At 48.0% G+C, this 19,615-nt stretch carries 13 protein-coding genes; 5 read left to right on the plus strand and 8 right to left on the minus strand.

All coding sequences use genetic code 11. The features are described 5' to 3' along the window. Positions 1-2,871 carry a SusC/RagA family TonB-linked outer membrane protein gene (locus LQ567_RS07380; protein ID WP_231003701.1) on the minus strand — a complete coding sequence of 957 codons (2,871 nt, stop codon included), beginning with the start codon at positions 2,869-2,871 and terminating at the stop codon, positions 1-3. 192 nt (positions 2,872-3,063) lie between these two features. Here LQ567_RS07380 and LQ567_RS07385 point away from each other — a divergent pair, with 192 nt between their 5' ends. Both LQ567_RS07385 and LQ567_RS07390 read left to right on the plus strand, forming a co-directional pair. Then, a complete protein-coding gene (locus LQ567_RS07385) occupies positions 3,064-3,801 on the plus strand; it encodes an XRE family transcriptional regulator (protein WP_231003703.1) in 738 nt (245 codons plus the stop codon). 262 nt (positions 3,802-4,063) lie between these two features. Further along, complete coding sequence (locus LQ567_RS07390) at positions 4,064-5,191, plus strand: TIGR03364 family FAD-dependent oxidoreductase (RefSeq protein ID WP_231003705.1); 1,128 nt, start codon at positions 4,064-4,066, stop codon at positions 5,189-5,191. A gap of 131 nt (positions 5,192-5,322) precedes the next feature. Here the strand turns inward: LQ567_RS07390 and LQ567_RS07395 are convergent, their stop codons facing one another. Then, complete coding sequence (locus LQ567_RS07395) at positions 5,323-5,805, minus strand: YkgJ family cysteine cluster protein (RefSeq protein ID WP_231003707.1); 483 nt, start codon at positions 5,803-5,805, stop codon at positions 5,323-5,325. Positions 5,806-6,333: 528 nt separating this feature from the next. On the opposite strand from LQ567_RS07395, the gene gcvP reads away from it, so the two are divergent. Then, the gene (gcvP, locus tag LQ567_RS07400) at positions 6,334-9,258 is read left to right on the plus strand and encodes an aminomethyl-transferring glycine dehydrogenase (RefSeq protein WP_231003709.1); all 2,925 of its coding nucleotides are present in this window, start codon (positions 6,334-6,336) and stop codon (positions 9,256-9,258) included. A 651-nt stretch (positions 9,259-9,909) separates the two neighbouring features. Here gcvP and infC read toward each other — a convergent pair. Both infC and era read right to left on the minus strand, forming a co-directional pair. Beyond that, positions 9,910-10,539, minus strand: a complete 630-nt coding sequence (gene infC, locus LQ567_RS07405; RefSeq protein ID WP_231003711.1) for a translation initiation factor IF-3 — start codon at positions 10,537-10,539, stop codon at positions 9,910-9,912. A gap of 165 nt (positions 10,540-10,704) precedes the next feature. Next, the gene (era, locus tag LQ567_RS07410) at positions 10,705-11,577 is read right to left on the minus strand and encodes a GTPase Era (RefSeq protein WP_231003712.1); all 873 of its coding nucleotides are present in this window, start codon (positions 11,575-11,577) and stop codon (positions 10,705-10,707) included. A gap of 174 nt (positions 11,578-11,751) precedes the next feature. On the opposite strand from era, the gene LQ567_RS07415 reads away from it, so the two are divergent. After that, positions 11,752-12,348 (plus strand): hypothetical protein, encoded by a 597-nt coding sequence (locus LQ567_RS07415; protein WP_231003714.1) that lies wholly within the window; start codon positions 11,752-11,754, stop codon positions 12,346-12,348. A 290-nt stretch (positions 12,349-12,638) separates the two neighbouring features. Here LQ567_RS07415 and LQ567_RS26260 read toward each other — a convergent pair whose 3' ends face one another. Continuing rightward, positions 12,639-12,854: an SDR family NAD(P)-dependent oxidoreductase gene (locus tag LQ567_RS26260; protein WP_394800350.1), complete on the minus strand. Its 216-nt coding sequence runs from the start codon at positions 12,852-12,854 to the stop codon at positions 12,639-12,641. Then, a complete protein-coding gene (locus LQ567_RS07420; protein WP_262909566.1) occupies positions 12,754-12,978 on the minus strand; it encodes an SDR family NAD(P)-dependent oxidoreductase in 225 nt (74 codons plus the stop codon). Before LQ567_RS07420 ends, LQ567_RS26260 begins: the two co-directional genes overlap by 101 nt. Before the next feature lie 406 nt (positions 12,979-13,384). Here LQ567_RS07420 and LQ567_RS07425 point away from each other — a divergent pair, with 406 nt between their 5' ends. Beyond that, complete coding sequence (locus LQ567_RS07425) at positions 13,385-15,031, plus strand: glycoside hydrolase family 28 protein (protein ID WP_231003716.1); 1,647 nt, start codon at positions 13,385-13,387, stop codon at positions 15,029-15,031. A gap of 272 nt (positions 15,032-15,303) precedes the next feature. Here the strand turns inward: LQ567_RS07425 and LQ567_RS07430 are convergent, their stop codons facing one another. After that, the gene (locus LQ567_RS07430; protein ID WP_231003717.1) at positions 15,304-17,469 is read right to left on the minus strand and encodes an alpha-galactosidase; all 2,166 of its coding nucleotides are present in this window, start codon (positions 17,467-17,469) and stop codon (positions 15,304-15,306) included. A gap of 48 nt (positions 17,470-17,517) precedes the next feature. Continuing rightward, positions 17,518-19,566 carry a glucosidase family protein gene (locus LQ567_RS07435; protein ID WP_231003719.1) on the minus strand — a complete coding sequence of 683 codons (2,049 nt, stop codon included), beginning with the start codon at positions 19,564-19,566 and terminating at the stop codon, positions 17,518-17,520. Positions 19,567-19,615: the final 49 nt, after the last annotated feature.

Here is a 19,615-nt window from a genome sequence, read left to right on the forward strand (position 1 = left end):
TTAAAGGTCTAACTGCAGGCCGATGGAAAAGCTCCGGGCAAAGGGAACGCCATACCCGTCATCATACCCCATATAGTTCGAAAGCTCGGGATCGCGGCCGGTATACGGCGTAACCGTAAGCAGGTTATTGGCGGTGATATAGGCTTTCATCGAGACGATCTTTGCTTTTTTCACCCAGCCGAGGTCTTTCATGTCGTAAGAAAGTAACACCGATTTAAGCTTCAGGAAATCGGCCTTTTCTAAAAACAGGGTTTGATCCCGCTGGTATGGCTGTACCAAACTCCAGGGGTTGTACTGCGGATACTTTTCCCGGTCAGGTATTTGCGTCCAGAAGGTGATTTCTTTTACGCCACTCATACTGCCCGACACTTCACGATTTGCAAAATCAAACCGGTTGGCCACGGCTTCGTTGATCAGGTATTTGCCCCACGCAAAAGCGGTAAGCAAATTCAACGACCAATTCTTATAATAAAACGACTGGTTGAAAGCACCGCTGATCTTAGGGTACATATTACCCCGGAACACCCGGTCGTTGTCATCTACATTAAAGTCGCCGTTTGCATCCTGCCAGCGGGGATCGCCTTTTTTCACCGTAACACCATAGTAGGTTAAACGTTGTCCGTTAGCAGCATTTAGAGGAACCGCCGCATCGCTTTCATAAACACCATCGTTTTGAAGCAACCAGTAAGCATCTACCCGTTGTCCCTTTTGCAGGCGGCGGCCATCGGCAGTAATGCTGCTTAACCCGTCGGGCAAGGCGGTAATTTGGTTATTGTTCCAGTGTAACAAAAGATTGGGGCTCCATTTAAAACCGTTGCCAAAGCTCGTTCCGATATTTGCTTCCAAACCGGTATTCTTTACGGCCAGCCCGTTCTTATACGCCTTTGTAAAACCGTATTCGGTGGGTACGGGTACCGGAGCCACCATATTCTTATCATTACGCAAATAATAAGCAGCCGCAATATTCCATCTTTCACCAAGACCGAATTCCACCCCAACCGTTGCCTGATCGGCATACGCCCATCCGATGCCCCAACCGGTATAGCCCCGGTTAAAGGGAAGCGTGAGCGTTGGCATCGACCCATAAGACGGAATGAATGGGGCACCATTGTACCCGTTATCTACCGTATACACCGGGCCGTATCCATAGCTGTCGTTATCAAATACCCGACCGGTGCGGCCGATCCCCGCCCTGATTTTGAATGAAGAAAATGCGGAGCCCAGATCCAGTTCGTTTTTAAGATCCCAGGCAGTGGCCAGCGAAGGCGACGTAAACCACCAGTACCCGTTTTGAAAATATGAAGACCCCTCTCTGCTTACAGCTGCGGTAAATTCATAGCGGTTCTTCAGCATAAAGTTGGCACGGCCCGAAAAAGAAACCAGGTTATGGTTCAGATAATCTTTAAAGCCAAACACCGTTCCCTCCTGAAAGGAGGGGGTGGATCCGCCGGCAATGATCTTTACAAAATCAGACCCGCCGCGATATCCCTTGATATAATCATACTTGCGGCGATCCCACTGCGCACCGGCAGCACCGGTGAGCTGCAGTACCATATCCGCGCCCAGTTCCGGTTTATAGCTGATTTCATTTTTCCAGGCCGACCGTTTGTCCAGACCAATAAAATAGGAAGCGAAATTATTACCATCATTGATCGTCGTAGGAAAATACAGGTCCCGGTTGTTATCATGATAGTTCATCAGGAATGAGCTGCTGAGGTTCCAGTGCTTTAGCTGGTAAGCGGCCTTGATCATACCTGCCAGGAAATGATCCTGGTTTTTATCGAAGGACCAGCGGTCCAGCAAGGAATAGTAATTGGACAAATAATCTTTATTCGGCGACAGCGGGGCCGTAAGGGTGGGAATATATTCCTGCTCTGCAAAGCGCTCCCGCAGCAATGTATTTCGGGTCCGGTCTGTAAGCCCCAATTGTATTTGTGTAGTAATGGTAAGATGATCAAAAGGCACCATCCCAATGTTGGCCGAAACGTTATACCGGTCTACCCCTGTGTTGCGCATGATGCCGTTTTCGCGCACATTACCCAGGCCCAGTCTGAAATAAGCCCGCTCCGAGCCTCCGGAGATAGCAGCATTCACCGAGTGCTGCCAGGCATTCTGATAGTACAGCTCGTCCCAGTTGGCCGGGCCATAATACACCGCATTGGATGAATCCGCTAAATAGGCCGGAAACATTGATAACTGTTGCTGTGTAGCGTACGCATCATAAAAAGGCTTTCTGAAATCACGCTCATACCGTCCGTTTGCAGTTTTAATATCATGTGGCCGCACTAAAACACCTCCATACAGATTTACATGAATGCGATATTTTCCCGGGCTCGGTTTCCGGCTGCGGATCAGCACTACCCCATCAACACCCTGTACTCCGTAAGCAGCAATATCTGCCGGATCTTTTAATACTTCTATAGATTCAATATCATTAATGTTCAGCATGGTGGTGATATCCGTTTCAGAACCGATCCGTTCGTAATCATATTGCTTGATCCCAAACGGAAATGCGTGGTTTTGTATCAGCGGAATGCCATCCACCACGTACAGTGGAGTCAACGAATAAATATCACTTTGTTTGGATACCGGCCCGTGCAACCCTCTTACCAGTAGCCAGGCGGGGATTCCGGGCTCGGAAGACTTCCGCAGTGTGGTAACGCCGGGTACTTTCGCATCCAGCAATGCCGGCAATGTACTCGCAGGCAGGTAATGCAGCAGGTCAACAGGCGGACTGTTCAGTCGGCGAAATGCGGTGTCCTTTATGACCGCCTGCGGTTTCACCGTGCTGCTATCCTGTGCTGCAAGGCGGCCGGTTACGGCTATAAAGAGCACAATAAAAAATACGCTGATGATTTTTTTTTCACACATATCAGTTCGGTTAAAGTCTGGTTCTCGTCCTGGCTTTTGGCAAATCGTTATTTAACCATCGGGTTAAATCCGGAGCTAATTTAATAATATTTTCCAAATACGACATTTTTTTTTCTTAATAGGAAATTTTTATTTTCTTTTACATGGTTATTGAGACCGACCCTCCTTAAAATTTAAACACGGTATATCAAAATGAAACTGCCCGGAGATTTCAGGCTTTTTTCCATTAACTTGCCGCCCGCCGGCCGGGGTCATCCGGAAGCCAACTCCGACCGGGCCACTATTACCTACTTCCAATCATCAACGAAAATGGGAACAGCTGAAAACAAATCCAACCGGCCCAGGAATACATTGAATTACCATCGGATCGGACAGATCATCCGTAAACACCGCAACCAGCAACGGCTGAAGCTGATTGATCTTGCAGCGCGTACGGGGATGGGGTCGGCGTTGTTGTCAAAAATTGAAAACGGACGGATGATCCCCACGATTCCCACGCTGTTCTCTATTATTCAGCAACTCAATATTCCGCTGGACTCTTTTTTTTCCGAGCTCGTAAAAGAAGATGAATTTCCCGGTTACGTGCACATTCCGCGCGAAAGCTATCATCCCTATGTAAAGGAAGAAAAGGCCGTTGGCTTTAATTATTTTTCTGTACTGGAAGAAACGGTAGCGGCCGGGTCCTTCCAGATATCATTACTGGAGCTGCAACCCGGCGCCCGGCGCAAACCGGTAAGTACCGATGCCTACGAGTACCTTTATATTCTTAATGGACCGGTCAGGTTTCAGCTGGGCACGGCAAAATTGCAACTCAATACGGGCGATTCATTGTACTTTGACGGAAGGCTGCCGCATGTACCCGTGAATGAAACCAGGGACCGGTTATGGATCCTGGTGATTTACTTTTTTCAGTCACCCACCGGGTCCTGATTTACAGGCGTACTCCGCGGGTTTTTGCTACCCCAGGGCACAGTGGCCTGCAGGTGATGCAACGATGCCGCAGCATGGGGCAATGAATCCTGAAGAATTCAAAACAGCGCACCACACGTATATGCCGTGTACGGCTTTCACCACAGCGTTTCTTTAGGCTGGTATGGTGCGGGAGACATGGCGGCTGCACCATTTTCAGACCGCAGCGGGAACAGCGTTCACCGCAACCGGAAAACCATGATCTTTACAAAAATCCTGCGGTATGAGTAAAAAGAAAGCGATTGTTATCGGAGCCGGCATTGTAGGGCTGGCCACTGCCCGCGCGTTAGCCGTGCGCAACTATGCGGTAACGGTAATCGAACGTTCCGGCTCTTCTGTTGGTGCCTCCGTGCGCAATTTCGGTATGATCTGGCCCATCGGGCAACCGGATGGAGTGCTCTATGAACGCGCCCTGCACTCAAAAGCCATCTGGAAAGAACTTTGCAACGAAGCCGGTATCTGGTATGAAGAAGCCGGGTCGCTGCATGTAGCCCATCATGCAGATGAATGGAAGGTGCTGCAGGAGCTGGCCGGTATCTACCAGCCCCGGGGATATCAGTTACTTTCGCCGGATCAAACACTCAACCGGTCGCCGGCAGTTGTACCAGCCAACCTAAAAGGCAGCCTCTACAGCCCGGAGGAAATGATCGTGGAAGCAAGAGATGCTATTGCGGCTATTGCCAACTGGCTGAACCGGAAATGGAATGTACGCTTTATGTGGGGGAACGCTGTAACCGCCATTACGCACCCGGCGGTATATATGGGTACAAAAACCTGTGAAGCGGATGAGATCTATATCTGCAGCGGGGCTGATTTTGAAACCCTCTACCCGCAATGGTTTGCCGGAGCGCCGCTTACCAAATGCAAATTACAGATGCTGCGGATGCAGGAACAACCACAGCAATGGCGCATTGGCCCATCGCTTTGCGGAGGCCTATCGCTGATGCATTATGCCTCCTTCAAAGCCGCAACAGCCCTGCCTGCCCTGAGTGCACGTTATATGCATGAATATGCAGAACACCTGAAATGGGGAATTCATGTAATGGTGGCACAAAATGCCGCCGGCGCGCTTACCATCGGTGACTCGCATGAATACGGCCATACCCATGATCCGTTCAACCGTCATTTTATCAACCAGCTCATTCTGGATTACCTGAGCACCTTTGCCCGTTTTAAGGATGAAACGATTGTACAAACCTGGAACGGCACCTATCCTAAATTAACAAACGGCGAAACGGAACTGGTACTGGAGCCGGAACCGGGGGTATGGATCATTAATGGATTGGGAGGCGCGGGTATGACCCTGAGCTTCGGACTTTGCGAGGAACTGTTCCGCCTTAGAGGAATGTAAAAGAAGAAGGTCCGCAGGGGTCCGGTAATTTTCGTTACATGCAATTCCATTGGAATTTTGAAAATGAGAAGGGATCCCGTATTGAGCATGAAACGGATCTAACCTGGAACCTTGGCCGTTAAACCTGAAAACTACCCTCCCGCAATGAGCTGTTCCAGTACATAATAGGTAATAGGACAAAACTCACTGTTCTTCAGGGTCAGCCCCGGGCGCTTGATCAATACATCTTCATCAGTGTAAGGGAAGCGGGCACAATCAGAGGGACGTACCTCATAAATAGAGCAGGTATTGTCGGGATTCAGAAAAGGGCAGGGCGATTGTTTTACCACAAAGTCGCCCTCCTCATCTACCTTCAGGTACGTATCAATAAAAACACTTTCCTTTAATCCCAGGCTGCGGGCGATGCGCTTCACATCAGGCGTTTTAAACCGGGGAGAATATCCCTTACAGCAATTGGCACAGGTAAGACAGTCCACTGCTTTAAAAGCCGCTTCGTTTAAAGCCGGCAGCTGTTTCAGTACCTGGTTCTTATTCGCCCGTTTTAAAAATTGCTGGTAATTTTTCCGGTGCTCCTTTGCTTTTTTTCCCCAATTCTGTAATGCATCTGCTGCCATTGCTGGATCTGCTGAATTTAATTGTTGCAAAATTAGTTATTTGCCGGCGAAAACCTGCTTATGGCCTGTGTGCTGTTATCACTACAAGTGTCTTATTTTTGATTATGAAAAACACACAAAAGGCCTGACACCGCCTATTGAGCGGTATCTTGACCAGCTTACCAACCCCGGCTCTAAAAAGTTTTTGGTATGGGGGCCGGATAAAGACGTCCTGTTACTGATGCCAGGGAACTGCTGTCCATTATCCACCTGCCGATTGGCACATGCCGGATGTGCAATCGGTTGAATCGTTTTCATCTGCAACATTTCGTTTTTGAAAATTTGCAAAAAAAAGTAGCGTTTGCTAAAAAGATAAATACAAACGGATTGAATAATTAAATAGCCTGTAAAAAAAGGGCCGCCACAGGACTATAGTCGTTATTTACCAGCCCGTGCCGCCGATGCTGCGCAACAATTGCAAACGGAATTTTCTCGTAAAATGCGTGTACCTTTGCACACCTCAATGATACTTAATACCGCAGAAGTTATATGAATATTTTAGACGTTCAATCGACAGAGTTTTTAAGACGCCATATCGGCCCGGATGAAAAAGAAACTGCAAAAATGCTGGCCCAAACCGGTCTTGGCAGCCTGGAGGCACTGATGGAACAAACGGTTCCTTCGGGGATCCGGATGCAGGAAGCCCTGGACACGCCCAAACCCATGAGCGAAAATGAGTACCTGCGCCATATAAAGAACGTATCACTGAAAAATAAAATTTTTCATAACTACATCGGGCAGGGCTATTACGGCACCATTACGCCTTCGGTAATCCTGCGCAATGTTTTTGAAAACCCGGGGTGGTATACCCAGTATACGCCTTACCAGGCAGAGATCTCACAGGGAAGGCTGGAAAGCCTGCTGAACTACCAAACCGTGGTCAGCGATCTTACAGCACTTCCGCTGGCCAACGCCTCCCTCCTGGACGAAGCAACGGCAGCAGCCGAAGCGATGGGCATGTTCTTTCACCTGAAGAACCGTTCGGAGCATATCCAGAAACCGAAATTCTTTATCGACACAGAGATCTTTCCGCAAACAAAAGATGTGTTGTATACCCGTGCGGAGCCATTTGGGATCGAAATTGTGGAAGGAGATTATAAAACCGCAACGATAACCGATGCGTTTTTTGGTGCCCTGGTGCAATACCCCAATAACAAAGGCAGCATTGAAGACTACCGCTCATTTATTGAAACGGTACACGCTGCCGATGGTTATGTGGCCATGGCTACAGACCTGCTGGCATTAACATTATTAACGCCTCCCGGAGAACTGGGGGCCGATGTAGCGGTGGGCTCGGCACAACGCTTTGGAGTTCCGCTGGGCTATGGAGGTCCGCACGCGGCCTTTATGACCGCAACCGACGAATTTAAACGCAATATTCCCGGCCGCATCATCGGTATCAGTGAAGACGCCCAGGGTAACCGTGCACTGCGTATGGCTTTACAAACCCGGGAGCAACATATTAAACGGGAAAAGGCAACTTCCAATATCTGTACCGCCCAGGCCCTGCTTGCCAATATGGCGGCTATGTATGCCGTATATCATGGTCCCGAAGGCTTGAAACGCATTGCTGAGCGGGTGGCCATTTATACCCAGATCGTCGGAGAGGCTATTGAAGCACGCGGCTTTAAACTGGTAAGCAACCAGTACTTTGATACACTTGTGGTTGAGGTAAACAATACCAATGCCATCATTGAAAAAGCGGCGCAGCAAAAAATAAACCTGCGGCAGATCGATCATCAGCACATTGGTATATCGCTGGATGAAACCGTTATCATCGAAGATCTTTACGATCTGATCAATTGTTTTGAAAATGACTCCGATCCTGTTTCATTTTCATTAAGCACCGAGGAAGAATTGCGGCATATCCCCGAATCACTTTCCCGGACCTCTTCGTACCTCACTCACCCCGTATTTAATACCTATCACAGCGAAAGCAAAATGATGCGGTATATTAAGTACCTGGAGAATAAAGATCTTTCGCTGAATACCTCCATGATCTCACTGGGCAGCTGTACCATGAAGCTGAATGCCGCCACAGAAATGATTCCGCTTAGCTGGGCGCATTGGGCCAATATCCACCCCTTTGCACCGGCCAGTCAAACCGGAGGGTACAAACAGATCGTTGAGGAACTGAGCCAATACCTGTGCCAGATCACCGCTTTTGATGCCTGCAGCCTGCAGCCCAACAGCGGTGCCCAGGGCGAATACGCCGGCTTACTTACTATTAAAGCGTATCACGAAGCGCAAGGTAACCCGCAACGGAATGTGATGCTGATCCCTATTTCCGCGCATGGTACCAACCCTGCTTCCGCGGTGATGGCCGGCATGAAAGTGGTGGTGGTAAAAGCCCTGGAAAACGGCTATATTGATGTGGAAGACCTGAAGGCAAAAGCGGCACAATACCGCGACACCCTGTCCGGTATCATGATCACCTACCCCAGCACCTATGGTGTATACGAAGAAACCGTAAAAGAGATCACCCGGATCATCCACGAAAACGGCGGCCAGGTTTATATGGACGGCGCCAATATGAACGCCCAGGTAGGACTTACAGCGCCCGGACTGATCGGTGCGGATGTGTGTCACCTGAACCTTCATAAAACCTTTGCCATCCCGCATGGCGGCGGTGGCCCCGGCATGGGTCCCATTTGTGTAAAGGCGCACCTGGCGCAACATTTGCCAGGTCATGTTTCCATACACAAAGCAAAAACCATTGCATTAAACGGCAACGGGCAAACCCCTCCTGCAGCACCCGGCAGTGCACATGCAGGTGCCGTATCAGCCGCACCCTATGGCTCGGCGTCCATCCTGCTGATCTCTTATGCATATATCCGGATGCTGGGCTCCGGCGGACTAAAAGCCGCAACCGAGTATGCCATTTTAAATGCCAATTATATGCGCTCCCGGCTGGCAGAAGACTTTGATATTTTATATACCAATGCCAACAACCTTTGCGCACATGAATTTATTGTAGACCTGCGTCCGTTTAAAAAGACCGCGCAGATAGAGGCGGAAGATGTAGCCAAAAGACTGATGGATTACGGGTTTCATGCGCCAACCATGAGTTTCCCTGTGCCGGGCACCATTATGATTGAGCCAACCGAAAGTGAAGATAAAGCCGAGCTGGACCGCTTTTGTGATGCGCTGCAACAAATCCGGAAAGAGATCCAGAAAATCGAAACCGGAGAATGGGATGTAAAGGATAACCCGTTAAAAAATGCGCCACATACCCAGCAAACCGTTGTCAGCAGCAACTGGCAGCACAGCTATTCCAGGGAAGAAGCCGCATTTCCGCTGCCGTACGTGGCGCAGAATAAGTTCTGGCCTTCAGTAGCCCGCGTAAACAATACACTGGGCGACCGGAATCTTATCTGTACCTGCGAGCCGGTAGAAGCGTACATGGAAGCTTAAAGCGATCAATATCCGATATACAAGGGCTGTTTCAAAATTTTATTTGGACAGCCTTTTTTTATGAATGTGAAGGGATCAGATCCATTTCACGCAACGAGGCAGCGGGTCAGTTGTTCGCCATAAAGGCGCCGGGCACGAAACTACGCAATACGCCAAATACCACTTCAGTGTTTCAGCGCATCTGTGGCTTTTATTTCACGCAACGACGCAATGGAGCAACGATGCAGGCGGGCCGATGTTCGCCACAAAGGCGCCGGGCACCAAACTACGCAATACGCCAAACACCACTTCAGTGTTTCAGCGCATCTGTGGCTTTTATTTCACGCAACGACGCAATGGAGCAAGGACACAGCGGATCAGTTATTCGCCATAAAGCCGCCGGGCACCAACTATGCAATACGCCAAACAACACTTCAGTGTTTCAGCGCATCTGTGGCTTTTATTTCACGCATCGACGCAATGAAGCACCGAGGCAGCGGGGCAGTTGTTCGCCATAAAGGTTAAATGCTTCTTTGTGGTTCTTTGTGTCTTTCGGTCTTAGTGGTTCTTTTTTCACAAATCTGCAGGAAACAACTCCTACAGGGCAAAAAGAAATCGCAAAAGCCCCATTTCAGGAACGGGGCTTCTACGATAAAAACAATTAAAAAATTCCTATTTCTTTTTTGCCGGCTTGGGGGCAATCATCGCCAGCATACGGCGCCCTTCCAGCTTCGGCAGGTTTTCCAGTGTTCCGAAATCGGCCAACCGCTCGGCAAATTTCAGCAGCAGCAGCTGCCCGCGGTCCTGGAACTGGATGGCTCTTCCTTTAAACTGCACATATGCTTTTACTTTATTGCCATCCTTCAAAAAGCCCTCGGCATGCTTTGCTTTAAAATCAAAATCATGTTCGTCCGTATTCGGTGTAAAACGGATTTCTTTGATTTCTGTAGCCTTGCTTTTGGCCTTTAATTCTTTATCCTTCTTCTTTTTATCGTATAAAAACTTATTGTAATCAATGATGCGGCAAACAGGGGGATCTACTTTGGGTGAGATCTCCACCAGGTCCAGTTCCATATCCTGAGCCATTTTCAGAGCTTCCTGGGTGGTGTAAATGCCCTGCTCAACATTGTCGCCAACGAGTCTTACCTGTGGAACGCGGATGAATTGATTGATGCGGTGTTCTGCCTCCTTCTGCGGTTGAAACCGTCCTTTAAAGAAGCCCTTAGGCCTGTTACTGTTGTTGCCCCCCGGCCGGAATCCCGTGCCAGGCGGTCTGTAGGCTGGTTTTTGTGGTACTGCCATTTAACTTTTTAAATTCTCACCGTTACTCCGCCCGCGAAGCAACGCAAATTTTGTTTTTCGAATGAGCCTTTCGGGCAAGGCGAAAAAATATTTAATAACAAATATGATGAAATATTGTCAGTCCTGCAATTTTATTTTTTGGGGATTTTTTAACCTTTGGCCTGATCAGGAGCCATACCCGTATTCTTTCAGGTACAGTTCATTGTCGCGCCATTTGGGTTTTACCTTAATAAATAACTCCAGAAATACCTTTTGGTTCAAAAAAGCTTCAATATCCTTTCGGGCAGCCGTTCCGATTTTTTTTACCATACTCCCCTTTTCACCAATCAGGATCGCCTTTTGGGTTTCCCGGTGTACGATAATATCGGCAACGATCTTTACCAGGGTCTGTTTTTCCTTAAATTCCCTTATCAAAACAGCGGTGTGATAAGGAATCTCATCCTGCGCAACCTCATAGATCTTTTCGCGGATCAGTTCGCTGACAAAAAACTTTGTTGGCAGGTCGCTGATATCGTCCGAATCATAAAACGGCTCACCTTCCGGTAATAATTCCACCACCGGCTGTATAAACTGATCGATGCCCGCACCCTTCAGTGCAGAAATGGCTACCACCTTTTTACAATACGGTTTTGAACTGAAATACTCCATGCAGGCGGCTATTTTCTCCGCCGGAGCTTTATCTATTTTATTGATTACCAAAACACAAGGCACCCTCAGCCGCAACCCGGAAAAGATCTGATCACTTTCCTCCCAGTTATCATTTACATCCACGATCAGCAGCGCCACATCGGCATCTTCCAGCGCACTTTTAACCGATTGCATCATTTTTTCATGCAATTTGTACCTCGGCTCTATAATACCGGGGGTGTCTGAAAAAATGATCTGGTAATCCGGTTCCGTCAGGATCGCTTTAATGCGATGCCGGGTGGTTTGTACTTTGGACGAAACGATGGCCAGCTTTTCTCCCATCAATGCATTCAGCAAGGTACTTTTTCCCGCATTGGGCTTTCCAAATATATTTACAAAACCAGACTTCATGACTACAAAAATAACTCAAAGAAGCGACGGATGCACGGAAGCGCAGAATTAAAGTTTACCGGGCTATGCGCAGCACCGGAAAGGGCGCCAATGAACTGTTAATTATCATTTTGATAGCAATATTAAGGCCCGGCAATTCTAACTTTAACCCACCACCTTCACCTGCTGTATTTTATGAAAAGGCGATTGTTATTTTTGTTTTTTGTCACCGGCTGTGCGGCCCCTGCAACCGCCCAGACTTCCATTTCGAATGGAGACGGCACCTATTCCCTGTTCTACTATAGCCCCTATGGTTCCACGATCATTTATCCCGACGGTACGCATGCCCTCCTTGTGGATTATGACAGCACCCATTCGATGCTTGTTTACTCCGATTTTTCGTTCAGTCGGTTTTTTTACAACGGTTCCACAACCACGATCGTGCATTCAGACTATTCTTACGCCATTTTTCATAATGCAGGCCCGGCTCCGGCAGCCGATCCGATCCCACCTGATGATACCTTGTTTTCAGCCGGCATATCCGATACAATAAAAAACAAAGCCAACAACGGGTATTTCCTGCTCAGCGATGATACGACCATAAAGCCCGATCCCGGAGAAGCCCGGTATATCCTTTTAAATAATCTTGTAGATACCATCACGATGCGGAGCCGATCGGCACCTCCGCAACAACCGCCGTCAGACCCGGCAGCACATCCGGACGACGGTACCCACCCAATTCCCCGGTTAAAGGATAAACAAACGGCGCTGAGGGCCAGGGCAAGCGCTTAACAGCCCGTTGTTTTTAACACTTTTTACCCGTTTTACAGCATGGGAAATCCTCCCCAGGGTGCTACCCTACACAATGCCGGCACAGAAAACCCACAACGAAAAAAGCTGCAAATCCCCAACAGGCTATACCGGCTACTGATATAGAAAGGATATACGAACGCAGTAGCCAGGATATAGCCAGGATACAGAAACGATATACAAAGGATATACAAACGATACAGAAAGGATACAGAAAACATGCGTTTTGCGGTCAGAAGGGATCATAAGGGTTCAGAAGAGATCACAAGAGATCAAAAAAACAAAACGGCACTGCCATCAACATCCAGATCCTCAATACGTGACAGCTGGCTGATGCCCGCATTGTTAATCATCGCGTCGAGCCGCCCGTATTGTTCTACACTGTGGTTAACCAGGGCGTTCAGATCTTCGCGCCTGCTTACATCCGTTGCCCGGTAAGAAGCACTGCCTCCCGGGCAATGATTTCCGAAGCCAGTTGTTGCAGGTATCCTGCCTCCTGGCTCCCATTACTACTTTGTACCCCTGCGCCCCAAGCAGCAAAGCGATCGCCCTTCCAATGCCGCTGCTGGCTCCCGTAATGGCCACTACTTTTCCTTTAACAGCTGTGTTCATATTCATAATTTTTATGTACACAAAGCTCATAAGCCGTCCGCGTATTTTTGTAGCCATTTCCGCGAATACTGAAGCCAAAAAATCCTGGACGATTTATGAGGGAGGTTTCTGCAGTTCCATCCTTTATCTCATTGCTGTAAAACGTTCCTGCCGGTGCATCTGCGCCCCAGGGCCAGATGCACACAAAAGGACAGCCCCGCCCATCTCCTGTTAAAATACCTTAGAAATAAGCCAAAACATTGGCCTGTTCCCGTGATGGCCTGCAGTATATTTACGGGAATGTCCGGCGTCCAAAAGTCATTTTATGAAAGCGCTTCTCCGGAATAGCCCAAAGGTTGATGAGGAGGCCCGTTGATCCTCTGTAATAACGCAATTCATTTTAGTAAATAAACGTATTCAGAATACTATGTTATCAAGACGAAACTGGCTCACAAAGACTGCGGCTTTAGCTACCGGTGTCGGGTTGCTTAAGCCGGCTTCCGCCGGGAGTGTAAATAACGCCTCCATGGAGGAAAACAACAGCGGTATTTATAATGTGAAAGCATCGGGCGCAAAGGGCGATGGAAAAACGCTGGATACAAAGGCAATCCAGTCTGCAATCGACACCTGTTATAAAAACAACGGCGGAACGGTCTTCTTCCCACCGGGAATCTATATCGCCGGTACGTTGGAATTGAAAAGCAACGTAACCCTTTATTTAAGCGCTCAAGCAACGTTGATGGGAACAACGGATGGAACGAAATATGTTGCTGCTGCTGAAATACCGTTAACCGGGGATTCGACCCTTATTGATGGTAATGTTGGATTCATTTATGCAGTGAACGCAGAAAACATCGGAATAGAAGGCATGGGTACCATCGATGGCAAGGGTGCCAGTTTTCGCAGCCCGTCAAAAGGTGAGCCATCCCCGGCAGGCATATCCGGAGCACAGCGTCCTTACCATATATTGCTTTACAAATGCACCAATGTTCATATAAAAGATATCTTTTTAAAAGACAGTGCCTATCATTCAGTACGGGTAATCCAAAGCGATTACCTGAAGTTTTCCGGGTTGCGGATAAATGGACGGGTTATTCATAATAACGACGGGTTTCATTTCATTAGCTGTAAATATGTACATGTGCACGCGTGCGATGTACGTACCCAGGACGATGCCTGTGCGCTGTTTGGCAGCTGCCAGTATGTAACCGTTAGCGACAGCACTTTTAGCACCAGGTGGTCCGTGTTCCGCTTTGGAGGGGGCTTTGTACAGCATATCACCATAACTAATTGCACGATTTATGAAACCTATGGCTGCCCTATAAAAATTTATTGCAGCCGTGGCTCCCGTTTTGAGGACATCACGTTTTCCAATCTTATCATGAAGGATGTTACCGGGCCCATACATATCGGGATCAGTGAGAAAAAATCGTCAAGTGTCACTGGCGATCATCTTCCTCCCGGACGGCTGCAAAGGATCACATTTAGCAATATCCAGGCCTCAATAGTTGCGCCCCGCCCCCTGCCCGACGCGGCGTTTCAAAGTGCCTATCGCCCCGGGGAAATGCGCTCCTGTATTGTTTTAAACGCCTTCGACGACAACTTTATGGAGGATATTTCGTTCCAGGATATCCAGCTAAGCTTCCCTGGCGGGGGCACAGAAGCAGAGGCATCCGCAGAAGTCCCCAAAATCGCAGGTGAATATTTTGAAATCGGAACACCACCCGCTTATGCCCTTTTTGCCCGGAATGTAAAAGGGCTTTCAATCAGTAACCTGCGGCTAAAAGTAGCAACACCCGACGCACGACCGGCAATGGTATTGGATCAGCTCGAAAATGCCGTCATCTCGCTGTTAACCGCCGGAGCACAGGGAAGCCCGTCGGTACTACGCCTGAAAAATTGTACCGACGTACTTATCGTCTCACCCAGGGTGCTGAACCCCGCCACCGTGTTTGCAGCAATTGAGGGGGCGGATACACGGAATATTAAAATAGAGGGCGGCGATTTAACAAAAGTCAAATCCAGGATACAGCTCCAGCAGGTTCCTCCGGCCGAAGTAAAAACTACAGAATAACAAAAACGCATAGACCAACATGGCAGCCGGCCCTGGAACGAATTGCCGGGAAGCAGATCCGGCGTATAAGCACGCAACCTTACACTCGCGTTGAATACATCCCCTGTTCCAATGCTGTCTGACATTTCACCTATTGGCCAAACTTAGTACCTCCGCAATCGGTTTATAAACTGTTCAGGCAATAAAAAAAAGATACGGCCGGTCGAGCACCGCTATCTCTTTGAAAACGATGCCAACGTAGAGGCTGACATAATTCAGCAACGGGCTTCCGTTCATTCCTGTTCATTGATGCCAGCCTCAGCTATTTCTACAATATTGCTTGTAAGGGATTGCAATTTCCCTGCAGCCAGGTTAAGCCCAACCTCCATAAGATAAGCACCGGAAAAGATATGCTCATTTTCCGGCAGCACCGATTTAACGCCGGGAAATAAATTTATTTCCCGGATCCTGTAACGTTTTGCGGGATCAAGCCCCTGTAAACGCACTTTTGAAAAACTATCTTTTTTTCTAAGGTTGGTAAAATAGTTAAATAGTATGCCCCGGTTTTGCGTTGTATTTACATACATAATGACGGCACGACTCTCATCATAGGGAGACACCAGCCGGTACAAATCTCCCTTCCAGATCACTTCACTGATGTCCTTATATGTTTTTACCGCATTTTTACTAAACTCCAGTTCCGGTGCCGTAAAATTATTGATCCGGATATCGTAGCCCATTTTCCCCATCATCGCCACATCCGTTCTGAATTTCAACGATTGCTTACCCATGCTGGTAACATGTGCAGAAATAGTGTTGGACGGAAAAAAGTAAGAGTATCCCCACTGGATAAAAATACGTTCCAGTGCATCCGTGTTGTCACTGGGCCAAAACTCCGTAAAATATTCCAGCGCCTTATAATCGGTACGTCCCCCTCCACCGGCGCATAACATAATGGGTAGATGTGGGTATTTTTTCCGGATCCGCTTCATCACTTCATAGAAGCCTTTTGTATAATTGATATATAGATGCGACTGGCGATCTTTCAAATAAGCCGAATATGCGTTGGTCATACTCCGGTTGCAATCCCATTTTATAAAAGCAACACCCGGATTTTGGGTCATTAACTGATCAACGATGCCAAATACAAAATCCTGCACGGCGGGATTTGTAAGATCCAATACCAGTTGATTCCGTCCATAACTCTCTGCCCGGTTGGGTAATTTTAAAATCCAATCCGGGTGTTTTTCATAAAGCTCACTTTTCGGATTTACCATCTCCGGCTCCAGCCAGATACCAAACTTAATGTTCCGCTCCCCGGCTTCCTTTACCAGTTTTGCAATCCCATTGGGCAATTTCGACTTGTCCGGCTGCCAGTCGCCCAACCCTGCTTTATCATCATTTCTTGGATATTTATTTCCAAACCATCCGTCATCCAGCAAAAACAAGTCCACCCCCAGGTTCCTGGCCTCATCAAACAATTCCACCAACCGCGTCTCATTAAAGCTGGTATGCGTCGCCTCCCAGTTGTTTAAAAGTGTCATCCTCGGGGCATTGCCATCCAGCAACGCATGATTCCGTACCCATTTGTGCAGGTTACGACTGGCCAGTCCCTTACCTTTTCCAGAAAAAGTGAATATAAACTCCGGCGTTTCAAAAATTTCATTGGGCCGCAGATAATATTCCGAAGCAAAGGGGTTGATGCCCGAAATCACCCGCAGGCCATTTTTCTGATCCACCTCAAAACTGTACTTAAAATTACCGGTCCACCCCAGGGTTCCGGCAATTAACCTGCCTTCGTTTTCAGTAGAAGGCTGATCCAGTGAAACAAAAAAGGTTTGTGTTTGATAGAAATTGGTGCGGGTGCCCAGTTTGCTTTCAATACTTTTAATTCCATTATTGAGTTTCTCTTCCTTGAGTTGAACCTCCCTGGCCCAATCTCCATGAAACTGCGTCAGCCAGTACGCCCGTGCATCAAAATGCAATAACGAAGATGCGTACTGCGTCAGCATTACGGGCTTTTTTTCGGCATGCCTGATCTCCGTCCAGGTTTTGATCACATCCTCTTCCATGTATGCTTTAAAATGAATGGTCACATAGAATGGGTAAACCGGATCTTTTAAAACAATCCGGCTATGGATTACGCCTCCTTCATTTTCCTGTTTATAATCCTCAAACTGCAAATCCAGAGAAGGATTTCCATCATTATGAACGGCCCTTATAGCCGGTTCAAACTGGTTTTCCATACCCGCCGTAAGATACATTTCACGGCCGCTGTTCATCATAGCATAATCTGCCCTGCCCAGCTTATTGCCGATATAAACCTGGCTTACCTTTTTATCCTTCCCAATTTTATATACAATCGCCGTATTATTGGTTTCAATAAAAATTTTATCAGCCTGCGCATTCCCCAATTGGGCTGTCAGTAAAAAAAACAGTACCGGAAAAAACGATCTCATGCTCCTTTTATTTAGTATTCCTGATATCAATGGAAACGATAACCCGTCCTACAATTGAACGGAAATGGTTTTGCCTTCTTTTAGTGTATAACTTTTCGTTTTGCCTTTTTCAGCAACTTTCATAACCAGGTTGCTGCCATTTTTTCTGGATATATCCATATCGAATACGGTTCCAAAGGCATGAATATTTTTCAACCGCAAAAAATTCCACCCGGCCGGCAAATTGGGTGTGAGGTTAAACGCCCTCAGTCCCGTAGGGCGCATCCCCAGCACGCCTTCAGTAAAAATGCGGCAATACAACCCGCTTTCTGCTGAAAGGTGCCGCTGATTCCCTTCCGGATAGGCTTCTACGGCATAAGGCACATGCTCACCCAGCAAACGCCGCTCCGAGTAGTATTTCAAAAAGTCATAGGCTTTTGCCGTTTCTCCGGCAGCAAATGCACCGCGTAGTCCATACAAAGTAGCACGATCCCAAAACGTGCTATTTCCGGCCAGTGAAGCAAGGCCATCTTCTGTCCATAAGCGGCTTGAGAACAGCGCATCGATCGTTCCCTGCTTGCGATCGAACAGATCCATCACCAGCGGTGTTGCAATCCAGGCGCGCAGCGTATCATTCCCTTTATAATAGCGATAGGTTTTAAACCCTTCCACATCGGCGCCAAAATATTTTTCAATGTTTGCCCGCATTTGAGCAGCCTGGCCGGCATAAGCCTTTACCTGAGCTGCCGGTTTACCCAATGCCTTCCCAAGCATTGCAGCCGATACCAGCCCGTCATAATACAGGCAGCTTGTGTTCAAATTTGCATTGCCGGAAGGAAACCGTCCCTCCAGTTCATCCTTATTACTCCAGACCACGCCTTCATCATTGATCTTTCGCTTGCAGTACTCCAGGCACCATTCGATCAATGGCCATAGTACTTTTGCAGAATCTATGCTGCCATTGGCCAGGGCAAAACGCCCGGCGCCATAGGCGATCATGGCCATATCACCACGATCTCCGGCGCCATGCCAGGTTCCTTTTCCTTCATTGATGATGGAGCTGGGAATGGGCTTATACTCCGGGTTCATATAGCCGGCAAATAAGCGGTAGGCGTTCATGGCAGATTTTGTTGCGATATCATCTCCCAGGAATGCAAAAAAAGGATTCACATATTCCGCCTGATCATTGGCCCATATAGCCGCGTAATAACGCAACCCGCCAGGTCCATGCATGAGTCCGCCCCGGGTATTGAAAATACTTTCCGTGCCTCTTATTTTTGCAAAATAAAACATGGTGTTCAGCACTTCATCCGGCGTTTCCAGCTGAAGCAGGGAGGTTATTTCATGCACCCGTTCTCTTCTCGCCTGCTCTTCCTTATCTAAATCCGCAATCACAACAGGCGTAGCATCACCTGCAAGCGCCTGGTAGCTGATCCCAAAGGCAACTGAATCCCCCGGGTTAACCGTTTTCAATCCATCGTTCACCGTTGCTACTACAAAACGCAGCGGTCCCTCGCTGGCACGCTCGGCCGCCGGTCGTAGTTCACGGCGCATATACTCCATCTCTATTTTTGCCGGCTGACTGCCCTTATTGATAAATACCATTTTTTCAAGGCCCAATGCTTTGTCTGTTGAGGGGTAAAAGGATCTTCTCAATACGACTGTTCCACCACTACCAAGCACGCTCTCCATCGTAAGAATGCCATCAAACTTTACATTCATTGCTTTTTCAGGCTGGTCGTCCATGACCGTAGCGTTATAAACCCCTTTTTTCAGCAATTTATCATTTAACAGGATCCGGGGCAGGTTATCATCATCCACGCTGTACATCATGGAAGCGATAGTCCTTGCCGGCAGCAGCCGGAAAGAGGGAAACACAAAGGTTCTGACAAATCCCGGCTTTTTCATCTCGTCAACGCCATATTGCAGCCAGAAGGACACCTTTTCTCCGCTCATTTCAAGATGATCCTGATGCGGAAGGCGATCCGTAATTTTCCATTCAATGCTCCCCGGGGAATGCATCTTCCATCGGTTTGCGGTTTTATTATCGATATGCGACTGCGCATTACCCGTTATATACTGGATCAAAACAAGGGACAGGATAAGCGTTTTTTTCATGAAGGATCTCTTATTTAACGAATAAAATGCAAACATCTTATATACCGGC

The organism is Niabella pedocola, assembly GCF_021044425.1.
Taxonomy (GTDB): Bacteria; Bacteroidota; Bacteroidia; order Chitinophagales; family Chitinophagaceae; genus Niabella; species Niabella pedocola.